This window comes from Geodermatophilus sp. SMS 5-13 (assembly GCF_059428245.1).
The window spans coordinates 26,776-42,046 of the sequence record NZ_CP165729.1 but is presented as its reverse complement, the minus strand read 5'-3'; the positions used below and the strand labels follow the sequence as shown (position 1 = coordinate 42,046).

The 15,271-nt window shown below is 72.3% G+C and carries 15 protein-coding genes; 7 read left to right on the top strand and 8 right to left on the bottom strand.

All coding sequences use genetic code 11. The annotated features are described in order from the left end of the window. Positions 1 to 194 precede the first annotated feature (194 nt). The 3 genes from AB3388_RS00210 (at position 195) to AB3388_RS00200 (ending at position 3,079) form a co-directional block, all read left to right on the top strand. Entirely contained in the window at positions 195 to 749 is a 555-nt protein-coding gene (locus AB3388_RS00210; RefSeq protein WP_495408737.1) for a hypothetical protein, read from the top strand. Positions 750 to 1,166: 417 nt separating this feature from the next. Beyond that, the gene (locus AB3388_RS00205) at positions 1,167 to 2,423 is read left to right on the top strand and encodes an IS256 family transposase (RefSeq protein WP_495406347.1); all 1,257 of its coding nucleotides are present in this window, start codon (positions 1,167 to 1,169) and stop codon (positions 2,421 to 2,423) included. 47 nt (positions 2,424 to 2,470) lie between these two features. Next, positions 2,471 to 3,079, top strand: a complete 609-nt coding sequence (locus tag AB3388_RS00200; protein ID WP_495408736.1) for a hypothetical protein — start codon at positions 2,471 to 2,473, stop codon at positions 3,077 to 3,079. A 282-nt stretch (positions 3,080 to 3,361) separates the two neighbouring features. Here AB3388_RS00200 and AB3388_RS00195 read toward each other — a convergent pair whose 3' ends face one another. Next, complete coding sequence (locus tag AB3388_RS00195; protein ID WP_495408735.1) at positions 3,362 to 4,996, bottom strand: monocarboxylic acid transporter; 1,635 nt, start codon at positions 4,994 to 4,996, stop codon at positions 3,362 to 3,364. Beyond that, positions 4,989 to 5,363: a DUF485 domain-containing protein gene (locus tag AB3388_RS00190; protein WP_495408734.1), complete on the bottom strand. Its 375-nt coding sequence runs from the start codon at positions 5,361 to 5,363 to the stop codon at positions 4,989 to 4,991. Before AB3388_RS00190 ends, AB3388_RS00195 begins: the two co-directional genes overlap by 8 nt. A 144-nt stretch (positions 5,364 to 5,507) precedes the next feature. On the opposite strand from AB3388_RS00190, the gene AB3388_RS00185 reads away from it, so the two are divergent. Further along, on the top strand, positions 5,508 to 6,815 hold the full coding sequence (locus tag AB3388_RS00185) for a Rieske 2Fe-2S domain-containing protein (protein ID WP_495408733.1): 1,308 nt from the start codon (positions 5,508 to 5,510) through the stop codon (positions 6,813 to 6,815). A gap of 3 nt (positions 6,816 to 6,818) precedes the next feature. On the opposite strand, the gene AB3388_RS00180 is transcribed toward AB3388_RS00185, so the two are convergent. Together AB3388_RS00180 and AB3388_RS00175 are read right to left on the bottom strand one after the other, a co-directional pair. Next, positions 6,819 to 6,974: a hypothetical protein gene (locus tag AB3388_RS00180; protein ID WP_495408732.1), complete on the bottom strand. Its 156-nt coding sequence runs from the start codon at positions 6,972 to 6,974 to the stop codon at positions 6,819 to 6,821. Next, positions 6,971 to 7,420, bottom strand: a complete 450-nt coding sequence (locus tag AB3388_RS00175; RefSeq protein WP_495408731.1) for a MarR family winged helix-turn-helix transcriptional regulator — start codon at positions 7,418 to 7,420, stop codon at positions 6,971 to 6,973. The genes AB3388_RS00180 and AB3388_RS00175 overlap by 4 nt, the downstream gene beginning before the upstream one ends. A 143-nt stretch (positions 7,421 to 7,563) precedes the next feature. Here AB3388_RS00175 and AB3388_RS00170 point away from each other — a divergent pair, with 143 nt between their 5' ends. The 3 genes from AB3388_RS00170 to AB3388_RS00160 are packed head-to-tail and all read left to right on the top strand — an operon-like array spanning position 7,564 to position 10,608. Then, entirely contained in the window at positions 7,564 to 8,100 is a 537-nt protein-coding gene (locus AB3388_RS00170) for a 2,4'-dihydroxyacetophenone dioxygenase family protein (protein WP_495408730.1), read from the top strand. Positions 8,101 to 8,140: 40 nt separating this feature from the next. Continuing rightward, positions 8,141 to 9,403, top strand: coding sequence for a cytosine deaminase (locus tag AB3388_RS00165; protein WP_495408729.1), 1,263 nt, complete (start codon positions 8,141 to 8,143; stop codon positions 9,401 to 9,403). A gap of 56 nt (positions 9,404 to 9,459) precedes the next feature. Beyond that, on the top strand, positions 9,460 to 10,608 hold the full coding sequence (locus AB3388_RS00160; RefSeq protein ID WP_495408728.1) for an MBL fold metallo-hydrolase: 1,149 nt from the start codon (positions 9,460 to 9,462) through the stop codon (positions 10,606 to 10,608). On the opposite strand, the gene AB3388_RS00155 is transcribed toward AB3388_RS00160, so the two are convergent. The 4 genes from AB3388_RS00155 to AB3388_RS00140 all read right to left on the bottom strand — a co-directional run bounded on the left by AB3388_RS00155 (position 10,592) and on the right by AB3388_RS00140 (position 15,256). Beyond that, positions 10,592 to 12,034 (bottom strand): purine-cytosine permease family protein, encoded by a 1,443-nt coding sequence (locus AB3388_RS00155; protein ID WP_495408727.1) that lies wholly within the window; start codon positions 12,032 to 12,034, stop codon positions 10,592 to 10,594. The two genes, AB3388_RS00160 and AB3388_RS00155, sit on opposite strands and share 17 nt — an antisense overlap. Before the next feature lie 100 nt (positions 12,035 to 12,134). Next, positions 12,135 to 12,800 carry an HAD family hydrolase gene (locus AB3388_RS00150; protein WP_495408726.1) on the bottom strand — a complete coding sequence of 222 codons (666 nt, stop codon included), beginning with the start codon at positions 12,798 to 12,800 and terminating at the stop codon, positions 12,135 to 12,137. Positions 12,801 to 12,846: 46 nt separating this feature from the next. Further along, positions 12,847 to 13,701 carry an Fpg/Nei family DNA glycosylase gene (locus AB3388_RS00145; protein ID WP_495408725.1) on the bottom strand — a complete coding sequence of 285 codons (855 nt, stop codon included), beginning with the start codon at positions 13,699 to 13,701 and terminating at the stop codon, positions 12,847 to 12,849. Positions 13,702 to 13,759: 58 nt separating this feature from the next. Continuing rightward, positions 13,760 to 15,256, bottom strand: a complete 1,497-nt coding sequence (locus AB3388_RS00140; protein WP_495408724.1) for an NAD-dependent malic enzyme — start codon at positions 15,254 to 15,256, stop codon at positions 13,760 to 13,762. Between the last annotated feature and the right edge of the window lie 15 nt (positions 15,257 to 15,271).

The window sequence follows — 15,271 nt, the reverse complement described above, 5'->3', positions numbered from 1 at the left end:
GCAGCGATGAGGGGTGCGGAGGACGACGGCGCCCCGCTCACGCTGAGCGTGGCGCTGCCGGACCGCTGATTCACCCCTTCGCGCGGGTATCCACAGGCGGAGCGCCGTCGGGTTAGTGACCTGCGTAGTCTCCCCGGGACCGGTGACCATCCACGGGGAGGACGACGGTGCGGCGGCGGTGGACCCTGCGGCTCGTGGCCGGACTTGCGGTGTCGGCGGCTCTCATGAGCGGCTGCTCGAGCCCGCAGCAGGCCAACGAGACCCTGCCCAGCGCGGCGGAGACGTCGGCGTCGCCGGAGCTCGAGCCCCTGGGGCCGCCGGATTTCCCCGTCCCCGACGAGGCCCGCACTCAGGACGCCGCCGGCGCCGAGGCCGCCTTGCGTTACTACCTCGACCTGGTCACTCACCAGCACGCCAAGGACGGGCAGCCCCTTCGCGACCTCAGCCGGGAGTGCGGCCTGTGCACCTTCCTGGCCGACCGAACGGACCAGGACGCCGCGGCTGGCTACACCGTGCAAGGCGGCGAAGTCACCGTCACGGACATGCCGACGCCAGCCATTGACGGGACACATGCCGAGTTCAGCTTCGCTGTTAGTCAGGCAGCCGTCGAAGTCCGCGGACCCAACGGCGCCCCAGTGGCTGATCGGGGATCCGCCGCCGTTCCGTTGCTCATCGGCGCGGCGGCGATGGATTGGAGTTCAAACAGCCGTGCCTGGGTCATGACCCAGCTCTTCTTCAAACAGCCATGATTCGCAAGGTTCTCGCCGCTCTTACGGCTGCGCTTTGCCTGTACTTCATTGGATCCATGCCTGCCGTCGCGTGCGAGGACCTCCTCTGTCCTGCACCGGAGCCCGAGGTTGCCTTCACGCCGGGAAGCCTCACGGCGAGCAGCGTGAGCGGGTCACCCGGTGAGCAATCACGTACGGCGAGCTCGACCCCCGGCTTGCGCACGTACACCCTGCTGACTCCGTGCCAGTTCACAGACCCGCGTGAAGGCGGCTGCCTACCCGGTGACTTCAGCTGCCCCGAGGTGCCAGGGCGGGTGATCATCAGTGGCGTCCACCAAGGTGGTGTGCGACGGCCCCGGTGAGTAGCGGGCCTTGCACGTAGAGGCGGCCACCGCGTGATCTTCTGGATACCTTCCACAGCCCCAGGAGTTCGACGCGATGACCGCCCCTTCCAGTATCGACCCTGCCCGCTTTCTGGACGAGCAGCTGGCCCAGGCCAGCCCTGACCTGCTGCGCCAGATGCTGACCACGTTCATCAACACGCTCATGAGCGCCGAGGCCGACGCGGTCTGCGGCGCGGAGTACGGCGCCCGCTCGGCCGAGCGGACCAACGTGCGCAACGGCTATCGGCTCCGGGAGTTCGACACCCGCGCCGGCACGCTGGACGTGGCGATCCCCAAGCTTCGGTCGGGCAGCTACTTTCCCGACTGGCTGCTCGAGCGCCGCCGCCGGGCGGAACGGGCGCTGACCACCGTGGTGGCCACTAGCTACCTGCTCGGCGTGAGCACGCGCCGGATGGAGAAGCTCGTCGAGTCCCTCGGGATCACCCGGCTATCGAAGTCGCAGGTCAGCGAGATGGCCAAGGACCTCGACGCCCAGGTCGCCGACTTCCGCCACCGCCCGCTGGATGCCGGCCCGTACACGTTCCTCGCCGCCGACGCCCTCGTGCTCAAGGTCCGCGAGGGCGGCCGGGTGGTCAACGTGCACGCCCTGGTCGCCACCGGGGTCAACGCCGACGGGCACCGGGAGATCCTTGGCCTGCAGGTCACCTCCGCCGAGGACGGCGCCGGCTGGCTGGCCTTCTTCCGCGACCTGACCGCCCGCGGCCTCACCGGGGTGCAACTGGTGACCTCCGACGCTCACCGCGGTCTGGTCGACGCGATCGGCGCCACCCTGCCGGGTGCGGGCTGGCAGCGCTGCCGCACGCATTATGCGGCGAACTTGATGGCGGCCACGCCGAAGGCGTCCTGGCCGTGGGTGCGCGCGCTGCTGCATTCGGTCTATGACCAGCCCGACGCGAACTCGGTGCACGCCCAGTTCGACCGGGTCCTCGACGCCCTGACCGACAAGCTGCCCCGGGTGGCCGAGCACCTCGAGCGGGCGCGAGCCGACGTGCTGGCCTTCACCGCCTTCCCCAAGGAGGTCTGGCGGCAGATCTGGAGCAACAACCCCTCCGAGCGGCTCAACCGGGAGATCCGCCGGCGCACCGACGTGGTCGGCATCTTCCCCGACCGGGACGCGCTCATCCGCCTGGTTGGGGCGGTGCTGGCCGAGCAGCACGACGAATGGGCCGAAGGCCGCCGCTACCTCGGACTCGACGTCCTCGCCCGCTGCCGCATCCGACCCGTCACCGACACCGCCGACGCCACCGAGGAGGTGACCACCCAGACGACGATCCCGGCGCTCAGCGCCTGACCCAACCGAAGATCACGCGGTAGTCGTCACACACCACGCCAGCGGGCTTGACCGTGATCATCTACGTCTTCGTTCTTAGCCAGCGACTGGTGCAGGAGGACCGGCAAGCGATAGACGGCCTGACGCCCGCGCTTGGCGATGCGGTCGGCGCACCGTATGGCCCGACCGTCAACGAGGGTTCGTCTTGCGTGGACGTCACGGATCTGAATCCTCTGCCGTCGCCGGGTGAGGTCTTCCGCTACTTCAAGACCCTGCCGCTGCCGCAGCTGACCACCCGCCAGCAGCCTCCGGGCAACGGGCTGGTCGGCCTGCCGGTCATCTTCTACACCGACAGCCCGACCACGCAGACCTTCACCGTCGACATCCGCGGCTTCACCGTCGTCATCGCCGCCACCGCCACCGGCTATACCTGGCACACCGGCGACGGCGCCGACCTGACCAGTACTGATCCCGGGCGCCCCTACCCCGAGCAGACGATCACCCACGACTACCGCGCCGGCACCTACACCGCCTCGCTGACCACCACCTGGAGCGGCACCTTCACCGTCGACGGCGGTGCGCCCGCCGACGTCCCCGGCACCACCACCACCGACGGACCCGCGGTCACCTTCACCGTCCTGCAGGCCCGGCCGGTCCTCACGAATCCGTTCGACTAGCCCGCTCCCGGGGTCCAACTCGCGCTCCCTGGGTGCTGCAGGCCCCCAGAGGAACGAACTCGACCCCAGCAGTGGCCGCTTCCGCGGTCTTCCACCCGCCCTTGCGGTGATGCGGCACCGCGAACGCGGCAGGAACACCGCAAGAGCCACTCGGCGGGCAAGGTGGCCGAGGACGCGCTCCCCTGAGCCGGGGCGCCACGTCCTGGCACACGCCAGAGGGTCCTGGCTCACCTCCCGCGGTGAGCCAGGACCCTCTGCGCTCAGCTGAGCTGATCCCGGCCGTCAGTGCGGGACGGCCTTCTCCGCGCCGATGCCGGTGAGCGAGCGGACCTCGAGTTCCGCCCACTTGGCCTCGTCGGCCTTCTCCTTGGTCAGCACGGTGCCCAGCCAGCCGAGCAGGAAGGCCAGCGGGATCGACACCAGGCCCGGGTTGTTCAGCGGGAACCACGAGAAGTCGACGTCCTGGATCATCGAGGTGGACTTGCCCGTCGCGGGATTCACCGGCGCGCCGGAGACCACCGGCGAGAAGATGATCAGGACGACGGACGAGATCAGCCCGCCGTAGATCGACCACAGCGCGCCCTGGGTGGTGAACCGCTTCCAGAACAGCGAGTAGAGGATCGTCGGCAGGTTCGCCGAGGCGGCGATCGCGAAGGCGAGCGCGACCAGGAAGGCGATGTTCAGCCCGGCCTGCAGCGCCAGGATGCCCAGCCCGATGGCGATCGCGCCGATGACGATCGCGGTGATGCGGGCGACCTTCACCTCGCCGTTCGGCGGCACCTCACCCTTCTTGATCACGTTGGCGTAGACGTCGTGCGCGAAGGACGCCGACGCGGTGATCGTCAGCCCGGCGACCACGGCCAGGATCGTCGCGAACGCGACGCCGGCGATGATGCCGAGCAGTACCGTGCCGCCCAGCTCGAACGCCAGCAGCGGCGCCGCCGCGTTGACCGCGCCCGGCGCGCTGAGGATCGTCTCCGGACCGACCAGCGCACCCGCGCCGTACCCGATCACCAGGCTGAACAGGTAGAAGATGCCGATCAGCCAGATCGCCCAGACCACCGATCGGCGGGCGTCCTTCGCCGTCGGCACGGTGTAGAAGCGCATGAGCACGTGCGGCAGGCCCGCGGTGCCGAGCACCAGGGCGATCGCGAGCGAGATGAAGTCCAGCTTCGACACGTCGGTCAGCCCGTACTGCTGGCCGGGGCTCAGCACGCCCTCGCCGGCCGTGTCGGCGGCCCCGCCGAGCAGCGCGGAGAGGTTGAAGCCGTACTGGCCCAGCACCCACAGGGTCATGACCAGCGCCCCGGCGAGCAGCAGGGTCGCCTTGATGACCTGCACGTACGTCGTGCCGCGCATGCCGCCGACCAGCACGTAGAAGATCATCAGCGCCCCGACCAGGATGACCACGACCGCCTGCGCCGCCTCGCCGGTCACGCCCAGCAGGAGCGTCACCAGGCCGCCGGCACCGGACATCTGGGCCAGCAGGTAGAAGATCGAGACGACGAGGGTCGAGATCGCGGCCGCCATCCGCACCGGCCGCTGGCGCATCCGGAAGGCCAGGACGTCGGCCATCGTGAACCGGGCGGTGTTGCGCATGAGCTCGGCGACCAGCAGCAACGCCACCAGCCAGGCGACCAGGAAGCCGATCGAGTAGAGGAAGCCGTCGTAGCCGTACACCGCGATGGCCCCGGCGATGCCGAGGAACGAGGCCGCCGACAGGTAGTCACCGGCGATGGCCAGGCCGTTCTGGGTCGGGTGGATGGTGCGGCCGGCCGCGTAGTAGTCCGCGGCGCTGCGGTTGTTCCGGCTGGCCCGGAACGTGATGAACAGCGTGATCAGGACGAAGACGCCGAAGATCGAGATGTTGATCGCGGGGCTGCCGATCGTCTCCTCGGCGGCGAGCACCTCAGGCACGGCCCGCCTCCTCGTCCGAGCCCGCCACGAACTCGTGGTGGTCGAGGCGCTGCCGCATGTCGTCGGCGATCGGATCGGTCGACCGGGCGGCGTGGCGGACGTAGAGCTGGGTGATGACGAACGTCGACACGAACTGCCCCAGGCCCAGCAGCAGCCCGAGGTTCACGTTGCCGAAGACCTGCGTCTCCATGACCGACGGGGCGTACGTCGACATGAGGACGTAGAAGAAGTACCAGGCCAGGAACGCGATGGTCGTGGGGACGACGAAGCTGCGGAAGCGCCGCCGCAGCTCGGCGAACTCCGGGGAGTTCTGTGCCTCCCGGTACTCCTCCGGCGTCAGCAGGCGCCGGTCGTCCTGTGTTGTCACTGGTCAGCCCTCCTGTGCGGTAGCTGTGTGATCGGCGTCACGGTAGATCGGATCCGGGCGTCCCGCCGAGCGGCGAGTCCGAACCGTTGCGCAAGCGTCGGCCGGACGTAACTCCCCGGGAACGCGGGCGGGCTGCAATGGGTCATGGCCGCGCTCGCGAAGAGGACCACCACCTGGTTCCCCGTGGCCCGGGCCGCCGACGTCGGGACCACCCCGCTCCCGGTCGGCGCCGACGGGCAGTCCTACGTCGTCGTCCGCCTCCGTCCGGGCGGGGAGGTCAGCGCCTTCCCGGCCCGCTGCCCGCACCGGCTCGTCCCCCTCGCCGCCGCCACCGTCGTCGACGGCCGGCTGCAGTGCCCGTACCACGGCTGGCGGTTCGACGCGGAGGGCCGCTGCACGGACATCCCGTCCCTCGGCCCCGACGGCACGCCACCCCCGCGGGCCGACCTGCGCGTGCCGTGGGCGGTCGAGGAGCGCGGCGGCTGGGTCTGGATCGCGCCCGCCCCGACGGCGGAGCGCTGCCCGGCGAGGGACGACGCCGTCCCTGAGCCCGCGCCGCCGCCCGCTTCACCGGCCGGGCGGGTGTTCGGCAACCTCGACGCCGCCCTGGAGCACGCGTGGCACCCGGTGGCCCTCTCCCGCGAGCTGCGCGCCGGCGGCTGGCTGCAGGTCCGCCTGCTCGGGCGCACCTGGATGCTGCGCCGCACCGCCGACGGGCTGGTGGCCGATCCGCCCGCGTTCGGCGTGCGCGAGCGCCTCGGGCTGCTCTGGCTGGCGCCGGCCGAGCCGGTCGACGTCCCCCTGGACGTGCCCGAGGCGGGCGACCGCCGGTTCGTCGCCGGCTGGCTGCACCCGCAGCGCTCCGTCGGCCCGGCCGGCCCGCTGGCCGACAACTTCCTCGACGTCGCGCACTTCCCGTTCGTGCACGCCGCGACGTTCGGCGCCGCCGACCGGGTCGAGGTGCCGGCCTACGAGGTGACCGAGCAGCCGGGCGGCTTCGGAAGCGTGCAGGAGCAGTGGTTCGACAACGTGACCGACCCGGGCGTGGCCACCGGCGAGCGCCCGCTGCGCCAGCGGCGGCGGGCCACGTACGTCTACCGCGCGCCGTTCCAGCTGCGGCTGCGCCTGGACTTCCTCGACTCCGGCGCCGCGACGACGATCCTGTTCCTGCTCCAGCCCGAGGACGCCGACTCCACCCGCATCTACTCGTGCCTGCTGCTCTCCACCGGGCCCGGACGGCCGCTGCCCGACCCGGCGACGGTGGCCGCGGAGGTGGCGTTCGAGGAACGCGTGCTGGCCGAGGACCTCGCGCTGCAGGCCCGCATGGCCAGCACCGGCCTGCCGCTGGTCATGCGCGAGGAGCTGCACGTGCGCTCCGACCGGCTCGGCGTGGCGCTGCGGCGGGCGCTCACCGACTTCGACGTCGCGACCCGGGCGCGGCAGGCCGCCTGACGCTCACGCCTCCGGGATCTCCTCCCCGCAGCCGGGGCACCGGGTCGGCGGGTCCTCGTCGGCCAGCCGGCCGCAGGCGGGGCAGACCCGGTGCAGCCAGCAGGCCGGGTCCCCGCCCTCGTCGGCGGGCTCGGGCCGGGACGGCGCCGTCTCGGTCACGGGGCCGGCACCGGGACCGGGTGGGGCGCCGAGGCCGCGGCGCCGAACTCCAGCAGGCCGGCGACGACGTCGTCCCGCCGTTCCTCGGGCAGCCCGGTCAGCCCGGCGCGCAGCCCCTCCAGCCGGAGGTCGTCGTAGCGGTCGAGCGTGACGGCGCCCGCCGGGCTGACCGTCAGCTCGATCTCGCGGCGGGTGCGGGGTGAGGTCCGGCGCTCGACCAGCTCGGCGGCGACCAGGCGGTCGACCAGCCGGCTCGTGGTCGACACGGTCACGCCCAGGCCGTCGGCCAGCTGCCCGAGGTTCGCGGTGCCGAGCTCGCGCAGCACGGTGAGGGCGCGCAGCTGGACCACGGAGATGTCGCCGAGTTGCTCGGCCGCCCGCGTCGAGATGCCCATCACCGCGCGGGCGAGCAGGAGCAGCGCCTGGTCCTGCGCGGAACGGACCATGCCGCCTCCCGGAGTGCGCACTTGGCCGATGCCAACAGTCTGCCCCACCGCGCCCCCGGTGTCGCCCACCGAAGTGCCTCGGTCGCCGGGCGAGGACGACGATGTGATCGTCGACCGTTCCGTCCTCCCGTGAAGGAGACGCCATGACCTCGGCCGAGCAGGGCAGCAAGTTCTGGAGGGACATCAAGCCGATCGAGCGGGTGTTCCGCAAGGACGCCGCGCCCGAGGTGTACCTCCCCGACGGCGCGATCGACGACGACCGCTACTACATCCCGCTGTCGGAGACCGTCGGTAGCCGGCCGCTGTGGATCTCGCTGCAGCAGAACCGCTGGGCCGACGTCCTCATGGCGCGCACCGCGGGGCTGGTCAACCGGCACTACCACCCGCACCAGGTGTTCGCGTACACGCTGTCGGGCAAGTGGGGCTACCTCGAGCACGACTGGGTCGCCGAGCGCGGCGCGTTCGTCTACGAGACGCCGGGCGAGGCGCACACGCTGGTCGCCTACGAGTCCGACGAGCCGATGCGGGTGCACTTCAACGTCACGGGCCCGCTGATCTGGCTGGACGAGGACGGCAACCCGAACGGCACCTTCGACGCCTACGACTACCTCGAGCTCGCCCGCGCCCACTACGAGAAGGTGGGCCTCGGCGCCGAGCTGGTCGAACGGCTCATCCGCTGAGCGTCGACGGCGGACACACCGCGCTGCCAGGGTGGGCGGCGTGATCGACCTGCTGCTGCGCAACGCCGTCCTGCCCCGGAGCACCGAGCCGGTCGAGCTCGCGGTCGACGGCGGCGTGCTGGTGGCCGCCGAGGGTCAGGAGGCGCGCGAGACGATCGATCTCGGCGGGCGGCTGGTCACGCCGCCGCTGGTGGAGCCGCACATCCACCTCGACGCCGTCCTCACGGTCGGCCAGCCCCGGCCCAATGTCAGCGGCTCGCTGTTCGAGGGCATCGCGGTGTGGGCCGAGCGGGTCGAGGACCTGACCGTCGAGGACGTCCAGGCCCGTGTGCGCCGCGTGCTGCGCTGGCAGGTGGCCAACGGCGTGCAGGCGGTGCGCAGCCACGTCGACGTCTGCGATCCGGAGCTGACCGCGCTGCGCGCGCTGGTGGAGCTGCGCGAGGAGGTCCGCGGGATGGTCGACCTGCAGCTGGTCGCCTTCCCGCAGCAGGGCATCCTCGGCTTTCCGGACGGCCGGCAGCTCATGCGCCGGGCGGTCGAGCTGGGGGCGGACGTCGTGGGCGGCATCCCGCACTACGAGCTCACCCGCGAGGACGGCGTCGCCTCGGTGCAGTTCGCGATCGCCCTCGCCGAGGAGCACGGCCTGCAGGTCGACATCCACTGCGACGAGACCGACGACGACCACTCCCGGTTCGTCGAGGTGATGGCCGCCGAGACGATCCGCCGCGGCATGGCCGGCCGCGTCACCGCCTCGCACACGACTGCGATGCACTCCTACAACGCCGCCTACGCCTACCGGCTGATCAACAACCTGGCCCGCGCGGGCCTGCACTTCGTGACCAACCCGCTGGACAACTCGGTTCTCCAGGGCCGGTTCGACCAGGGACCGGTGCGCCGCGGCCACACCCGGGTCAAGCAGCTCCAGGCCGCCGGGCTGACCGTGGCGATCGGGCACGACTCGGTGATGGACCCCTGGTACCCGCTCGGCGCGGGCGACCCGCTTCAGGCCGCGTTCGTGCTCGCCCACTACGGGCAGATGAGCGGCGCCGACGAGCTGCCGCGACTGCTCGACATGATCACGGTCGACCCCGCCCGGGTGCTGGGCCGCCCGGACAACCGGCTGCGCGCCGGCGACCCGGCCGACCTGGTCGTCTTCGACGCGCCCACCGACGTCGACGCGCTGCGGCTGGTCGCGCGCCGCACGCTCGTGCTCCGGGGCGGCCGGGTGGTGGCCCGCGCCGAGCCGGCCCGCAGCACGGTCGTCTGGGATGGCGTCGAGGAGGAGGTCACGTTCCTCCGGTGACGGGCCACACGCGCGGGTGACCCGGTTCGGCGCGCGCGGCTGGGATGCTGGACGGCGTGGTCTCCGCACTCCGCCGCACCGCCGTCGCCGCCGCCGTCCTCGCCCTGCCGGTCAGCTGGGTCGTCCGGGCCGCCTGGGGCCTGCCGACCGCGCTCGGCGCCAGCCAGCGCCGGTTGCGCCCCACGGTGACCGGGTCCGACCACTTCGCAGGCGGCAAGTTCCACAACACCCTGCCCACGCCCGCGCTCAAGCCGGCGAACGCCCGCGACGGGCTGCTGCGGCAGTGGCACGAGCAGCGGCACAACGGGCACCCCGGCGGCCCGGTGCCGCTGACCCGGGACGAGTTCCCGGCCGCGGCCGGCGAGCTGGCGGTCACCTGGTTCGGCCACGCCAGCGCGCTGCTCGAGGTCGACGGGCAGCGGGTGCTGGTCGACCCGGTGTGGGGCGAGCGGGTGTCGCCGTCCCCGCTGCTGGGCCCGACCCGGCTGCACCCGGCGCCGGTGCCGCTCGAGGAGCTTCCGCCGGTGGACGCCGTCCTCATCTCGCACGACCACTACGACCACCTGGACCTGCCGACGGTGCGCTGGCTGCTGGCGCGGTCGGCGGCTCGCTTCGTCGTCCCGATCGGCATCGGCGTGCACCTGCGCACCTGGGGCGTGCCCGACGAGCGGATCGTCGAGCTGGACTGGAACGAGAGCACCACGATCGGCGGGCTGACCCTCACCTGCACCGAGGCCCGGCACTTCTCCGGCCGGTTCTTCGCCCGGGACACCACGCTGTGGGCCTCCTGGGCCGTCGCCGGGCCGCGGCACCGCGTCTTCTTCGGCGGCGACACCGGCTACACCCCTGCCTTCGCCGAGATCGGCGCCCGGCTGGGCCCGTTCGACCTCACCCTGCTGCCGGTCGGCGCCTACAACGAGGCCTGGCGGAGCATCCACATGGACCCCGAGGAGGCGGTGCGGGCGCACGGCGACCTCGGCGGCCGGGTGCTGCTGCCCATCCACTGGGCCACGTTCAACCTGGCCTTCCACCGCTGGGCCGAGCCGGTGCAGCGGGTGCTGGCCGCCGCGGAGCGCTCCGGCGTCCCGGTGATCGTGCCCAAGCCGGGGGGCCGGGTCGACGTGCTCGACCCGCCGGAGCTCAAGGACTGGTGGTCGGCGGTCGGCTCGCAGTCCGACCACGAGCGGGTCAGGCCTCAGGCGTGACCAGCGCCTCGGGCGTGACCAGCACCGCCTCCTCCGGCTCGCGCCCGCGCTCGACGGAGTGGATGCCGGCGTAGAGCGCGGCGGCGAGGAGGAAGCCGACGAAGAAGGCGATGTCGCCGAAGGACGGCCACCGCGCGGGGACGACGCCGACGTAGAGCGCCTGGTCGGCGAACAGCCACACCGAGAGCACCATGCCGACCAGCATCGACAGCCAGCCGGCCAGCGGGCGGTGCCGGCGGTCGAACAGGAACCCGTCGACGCGGTGGCCGCGGCGCAGCACCCAGTCGGTGAACACCACACCCAGCCAGGGGCCGATCCAGTAGCTGATCACCAGGAGGAAGTTCTCGTACTTCTGGATGTTGTCGAGGAACAGGAACGCGACGACCAGCCCCAGGACGCCGAAGGCGACGGCGGTGATCGCGCGGGCGGTGCGCAGCGGCAGGTGGAAGCCCATCGCGGTGAACGACAGCGCCCCGGAGTAGACGTTGATCGCGTTGGCCGCGATGGCCCCGAGGGTGATCGCGAGCAGCGTGAGGTCGCCGACGGCGGTGCCGAGGTAGGACGTGAACGCGCCCGTGGGGTTGTCCAGGTCGAGCGCGACGCTGACCGACGCGGCCCCAGCCAGCTCGAGGACCACGCCGGAGAGGAACACGCCGAGGCCGGCGAACAGGCCGGTGCGCAGCCGGGAGACGTCGGGCGGCAGGTAGCGGGTGTAGTCGGCGGCGTACGGCGTCCAGCCGGCCGTGTAGCCGAAGGTGGCCCCCACGATGATGAGGAAGCCGCCGATGCCGGCCCCCGTCCCCGGCTGGGAGTAGTCGGCCTTGACGAAGGTGATGGCGCAGGCGACCGCGAAGATGAGCGCCAGCAGCGGCGCGGCGTAGCGCTCGAAGACCTGCACCAGGTTGTGCCCGCAGTACGCGATGACCACCTGGGCGACCACGACCACGAGCAGGCTGAGCCACTTCGGCAGGCCGGTCAGCGCGTTGAGCGCGAGGGCGCCGCTGACGCTGTTCACGGCGAACCAGCCGACGCCGGCGACCACGGCGTTCAGCCCCGCGGGCAGCGCGTTGCCGAACCAGCCGAACGAGATGCGGGAGAGCACCATCTGCGGCACGCCGTACGAGGGGCCGCGCGCCGAGAGGAAGCCGTGCGCAACGGCGCCCAGGCCGGTGCCCAGCAGGATCGCGCCGGCCGCCTGCCAGAACGACAGCCCGATGATCCCGACGGCGAGGACGCCGAGGAACACGGTGGCGAACTCGAGGTTCGGGGACAGCCAGGTCCACAGCAGCTGGGCGGGGCGGCCGTGGCGCTCGCGCAGCGGGACGAACTCGGCCCCGCCCGGTTCGACGGCGATGACCTTGGTGCCGTAGTCGCCGGGGCGAATGTCGGCGACGACGGTCTCGGACGAGGGCGAGGCGGTGGCCATGGCCGTGTCCCCTCTGTCGGTGCTCGGGCGCCGACACCGTAGGGCCGACGACGGCTCCGGCTGGTTTCCGGACCGTTTCCGGCCGCGCAATTGTGAGCGGTCAGCCGCGCATGCGGTCGAGAACCTCCCGTACCGCAGACAGATCCGCGGCCTCGTGCTCCGGCTGCGGGCCGTCCGGGTCGAGCCGGTGGCCGGGGCGGGGCAGCCGGACGACGTCGATCCCCGCCTCCAGCGCCCCACGGACGTCGCGGGCCGAGGTGGCGACGTGCACCAGCCGCCCGCCGGCGCGCTCGCGGGCGGCCCGATAGATCTCCGGCCCCGGCTTGTACGCCCGGAGCCGCTCGGAGGTCAGGACGGCGTCGTCGTCCACCAGCGGCGCCACCCGCGTGCGGGCGAAGATCGCGTCGTCCACGTTGGACAGCACCCCGACGCGGTGGCGCTGCGCGACCAGCGGCAGGCCGGCCTCGACGTCCGGCCAGAGCGGCCAGTCGGGCACCGAGGCCAGCAACCGCTCGGTGTCGTCGTCGGCGTCCGCGGCCCGGCGCAGGTCGACGTAGGTGGCGGCCAGCGCGCGGCGGCAGTGCTCGGCGAACGGCACCCAGGTGCGCAGATCGCGCTGGGAGGCCTTGTTGTGCGCGTCCCAGCGGTCGTAGAGGTCCTCGCCGGCGACGTCCCAGCCGTGGGCGCGGGCGATCTCGCCCAGCGCGGCGGAGCCGCCGGTCCGCGAGTCGATCAGCGCGCTGAAGAGGTCGAAGGTGACCAACACGATCGGAGTGTGGCAGCGCAGGAAGGCTGCGCTGCCACACTCCGCATCACCGCAGGAGCTTGGACATCCGCCGGTCGGCCAGCGGCTTGCCGCCGGTCTGGCAGGTCGGGCAGTACTGCAGCGAGGTGTCGGCGAAGCTGACCTCGCGGACGGTGTCGCCGCAGACCGGGCACGGCAGCCCGGTGCGGGCGTGCACCTGCAGCCCGGAGCGTTTCTCGCCCTTCATCGTCGCCGCCTTCTGGCCCAGCTGGCGGCCGAGGGCCTCGGTGAGCTCGGCCCGCATCGCCTCGTAGAGGCGGACCAGTTCGTCCTCGTTGAGCTTGTCGGCCATCTTGAAAGGCGACAGCCGGGCGGCGTGCAGGATCTCGTCGGAGTAGGCGTTGCCGATGCCGGCGAGCAGCGTCTGGTCGGTGAGCGCGCCCTTGAGCTGGCCGGAGCGGCCTTTCAGCAGCGCCGCGAAGTCCTCGAAGGACACCTCGAGCGCGTCCGGTCCGAGCCGGGCGACACCGGGGACCTCGGCCGGGTCGCGCACGACATACACGGCCAGGCCCTTGCGGGTGCCCTGCTCGGTGAGGTCGAAGCCGTTGCCGTCGTCGAGATGCACGCGCAGCGCCAGCGGCCCCTTGCCCGGCTTCGGCGGGGCGGGCGGCAGCCCGGTGCGCCAGTGCAGCCAGCCGGCGCGGGCCAGGTGCACGACCAGGTGCACGCCCGAGACGTCGAGGTCGAGGAACTTGCCGTGCCGGGCGACCCCGGTGACCTCGAGCCCGCCGAGCGCGGAGAGCGGCGGGTCGAACGTCTTGATCGCCTGGACGGCGGCGAGGTCGACGCGCGTCACGACCCGGCCGACGGCGTTCTCCTGGAGGAAGGCGACCAGCGCCTGCACCTCGGGCAACTCGGGCACGGACCCTTGATACCTGGGATCTGGGCCGAAGTGGCCACTTCGGCCCCGATCGGGTGGATCAGGTGAGGCTGGTGCGGTCGGTGACCTCCGCGGTCGCGCCGGGCTCGTGCCGGGCCTGGTCGGCGACGGCCGCGGCCACGGCCTTGGTGACGGCCGGGTCGAACACGCTCGGGATGATGTAGTTGGCGTTGAGCTGGTCGTCGCGGACGACGGCGGCCAGCGCGTCCGCCGCGGCCAGCAGCATCCCGGTGCTGATCTCGGTGGCGCGGGCGTCGAGCAGGCCCCGGAACACGCCCGGGAACGCCAGCACGTTGTTGATCTGGTTCGGCATGTCCGAGCGGCCCGAGGCGACGATCGTGGCGTGCTGCCGCGCCCGCATCGGGTCGACCTCCGGCGTCGGGTTGGCCATCGGGAAGACCACCGCACGCTCGTTCATGTTGGCCAGCGCCTCGACCGGCAGCACGTTGCCCGCGCTGACCCCGATGAAGACGTCGGCGCCGGTCAGGGCCTGCGGCAGCTCGCCGCGCTCGCCCGCCGGGTTGGTGCGGCGGGCCAGCTCCAGCTTGGCGCCGGAGAGCCGCTCGTCGTCCGGGGAGAGGATGCCCTCCCGGTCCCAGACGAGCACCGAGCCGACGCCGGCCTCCAGCAGCAGGTTGACGATCGCCGTCCCGGCCGCGCCGCCGCCGGCGACGACGACCTTGACCGCCTCCAGCTGCTTGTCCACCACGCGCAGCGCGTTCTTCAGCGCCGCCAGCGCGACGATCGCCGTCCCGTGCTGGTCGTCGTGGAAGACCGGGATGTCGAGCTTGTCCCGCAGCCGGCGCTCGATCTCGAAGCAGCGCGGCGCGGCGATGTCCTCGAGGTTGATGCCGCCGAAGCCGGGCGCGAGCAGCTCCACGGTGCGCACGATCTCGTCGACGTCCTGGGTGTCCAGGCAGATCGGCCAGGCGTCGATGTTGGCGAACCGCTTGAACAGCGCGGCCTTGCCCTCCATGACCGGCAGCGCCGCGCCCGGGCCGATGTTGCCCAGGCCGAGCACGGCGGAGCCGTCGGTGACGACGGCGACCGTGTTGCCCTTGATGGTCAGCCGGCGCACGTCTTCCGGGTGCTCGGCCAGGGCCATGCACACCCGCGCGACGCCGGGGGTGTAGGCCATGGAGAGGTCGTCGCGGGTCTTGAGCGGCACCCGCGAGGCGATCTCCAGCTTCCCGCCGAGGTGCAGCAGGAACGTCCGGTCGCTGACCTTGCGCACCTTCACCCCGGGGACGGCGCGCAGCGCGTCGACCATCTCCTCGGAGTGCGCCGCGTCGGCCGCCGAGCACGTCACGTCGACGGTGAGCCCGTCCGAGCGGCTGTCTACTACGTCGATGGCGGTGACCGCGCCGCCGGCGGACCCCACGGCGGTGGCGATGCGGCCGATGCTGGCCGGGTCACCGTCGGCGGTCAGCCGCACGGTGAGCGAGTAGGACGCCGAGGTGACCGGGCCGCGCGACGGTGTCGCGGACTCGCCCAGGGCGGTGGCGTCGGAGCTGGCGGGTGTCGTGTCGGTGCTCATGGCGTTGCTCATGGT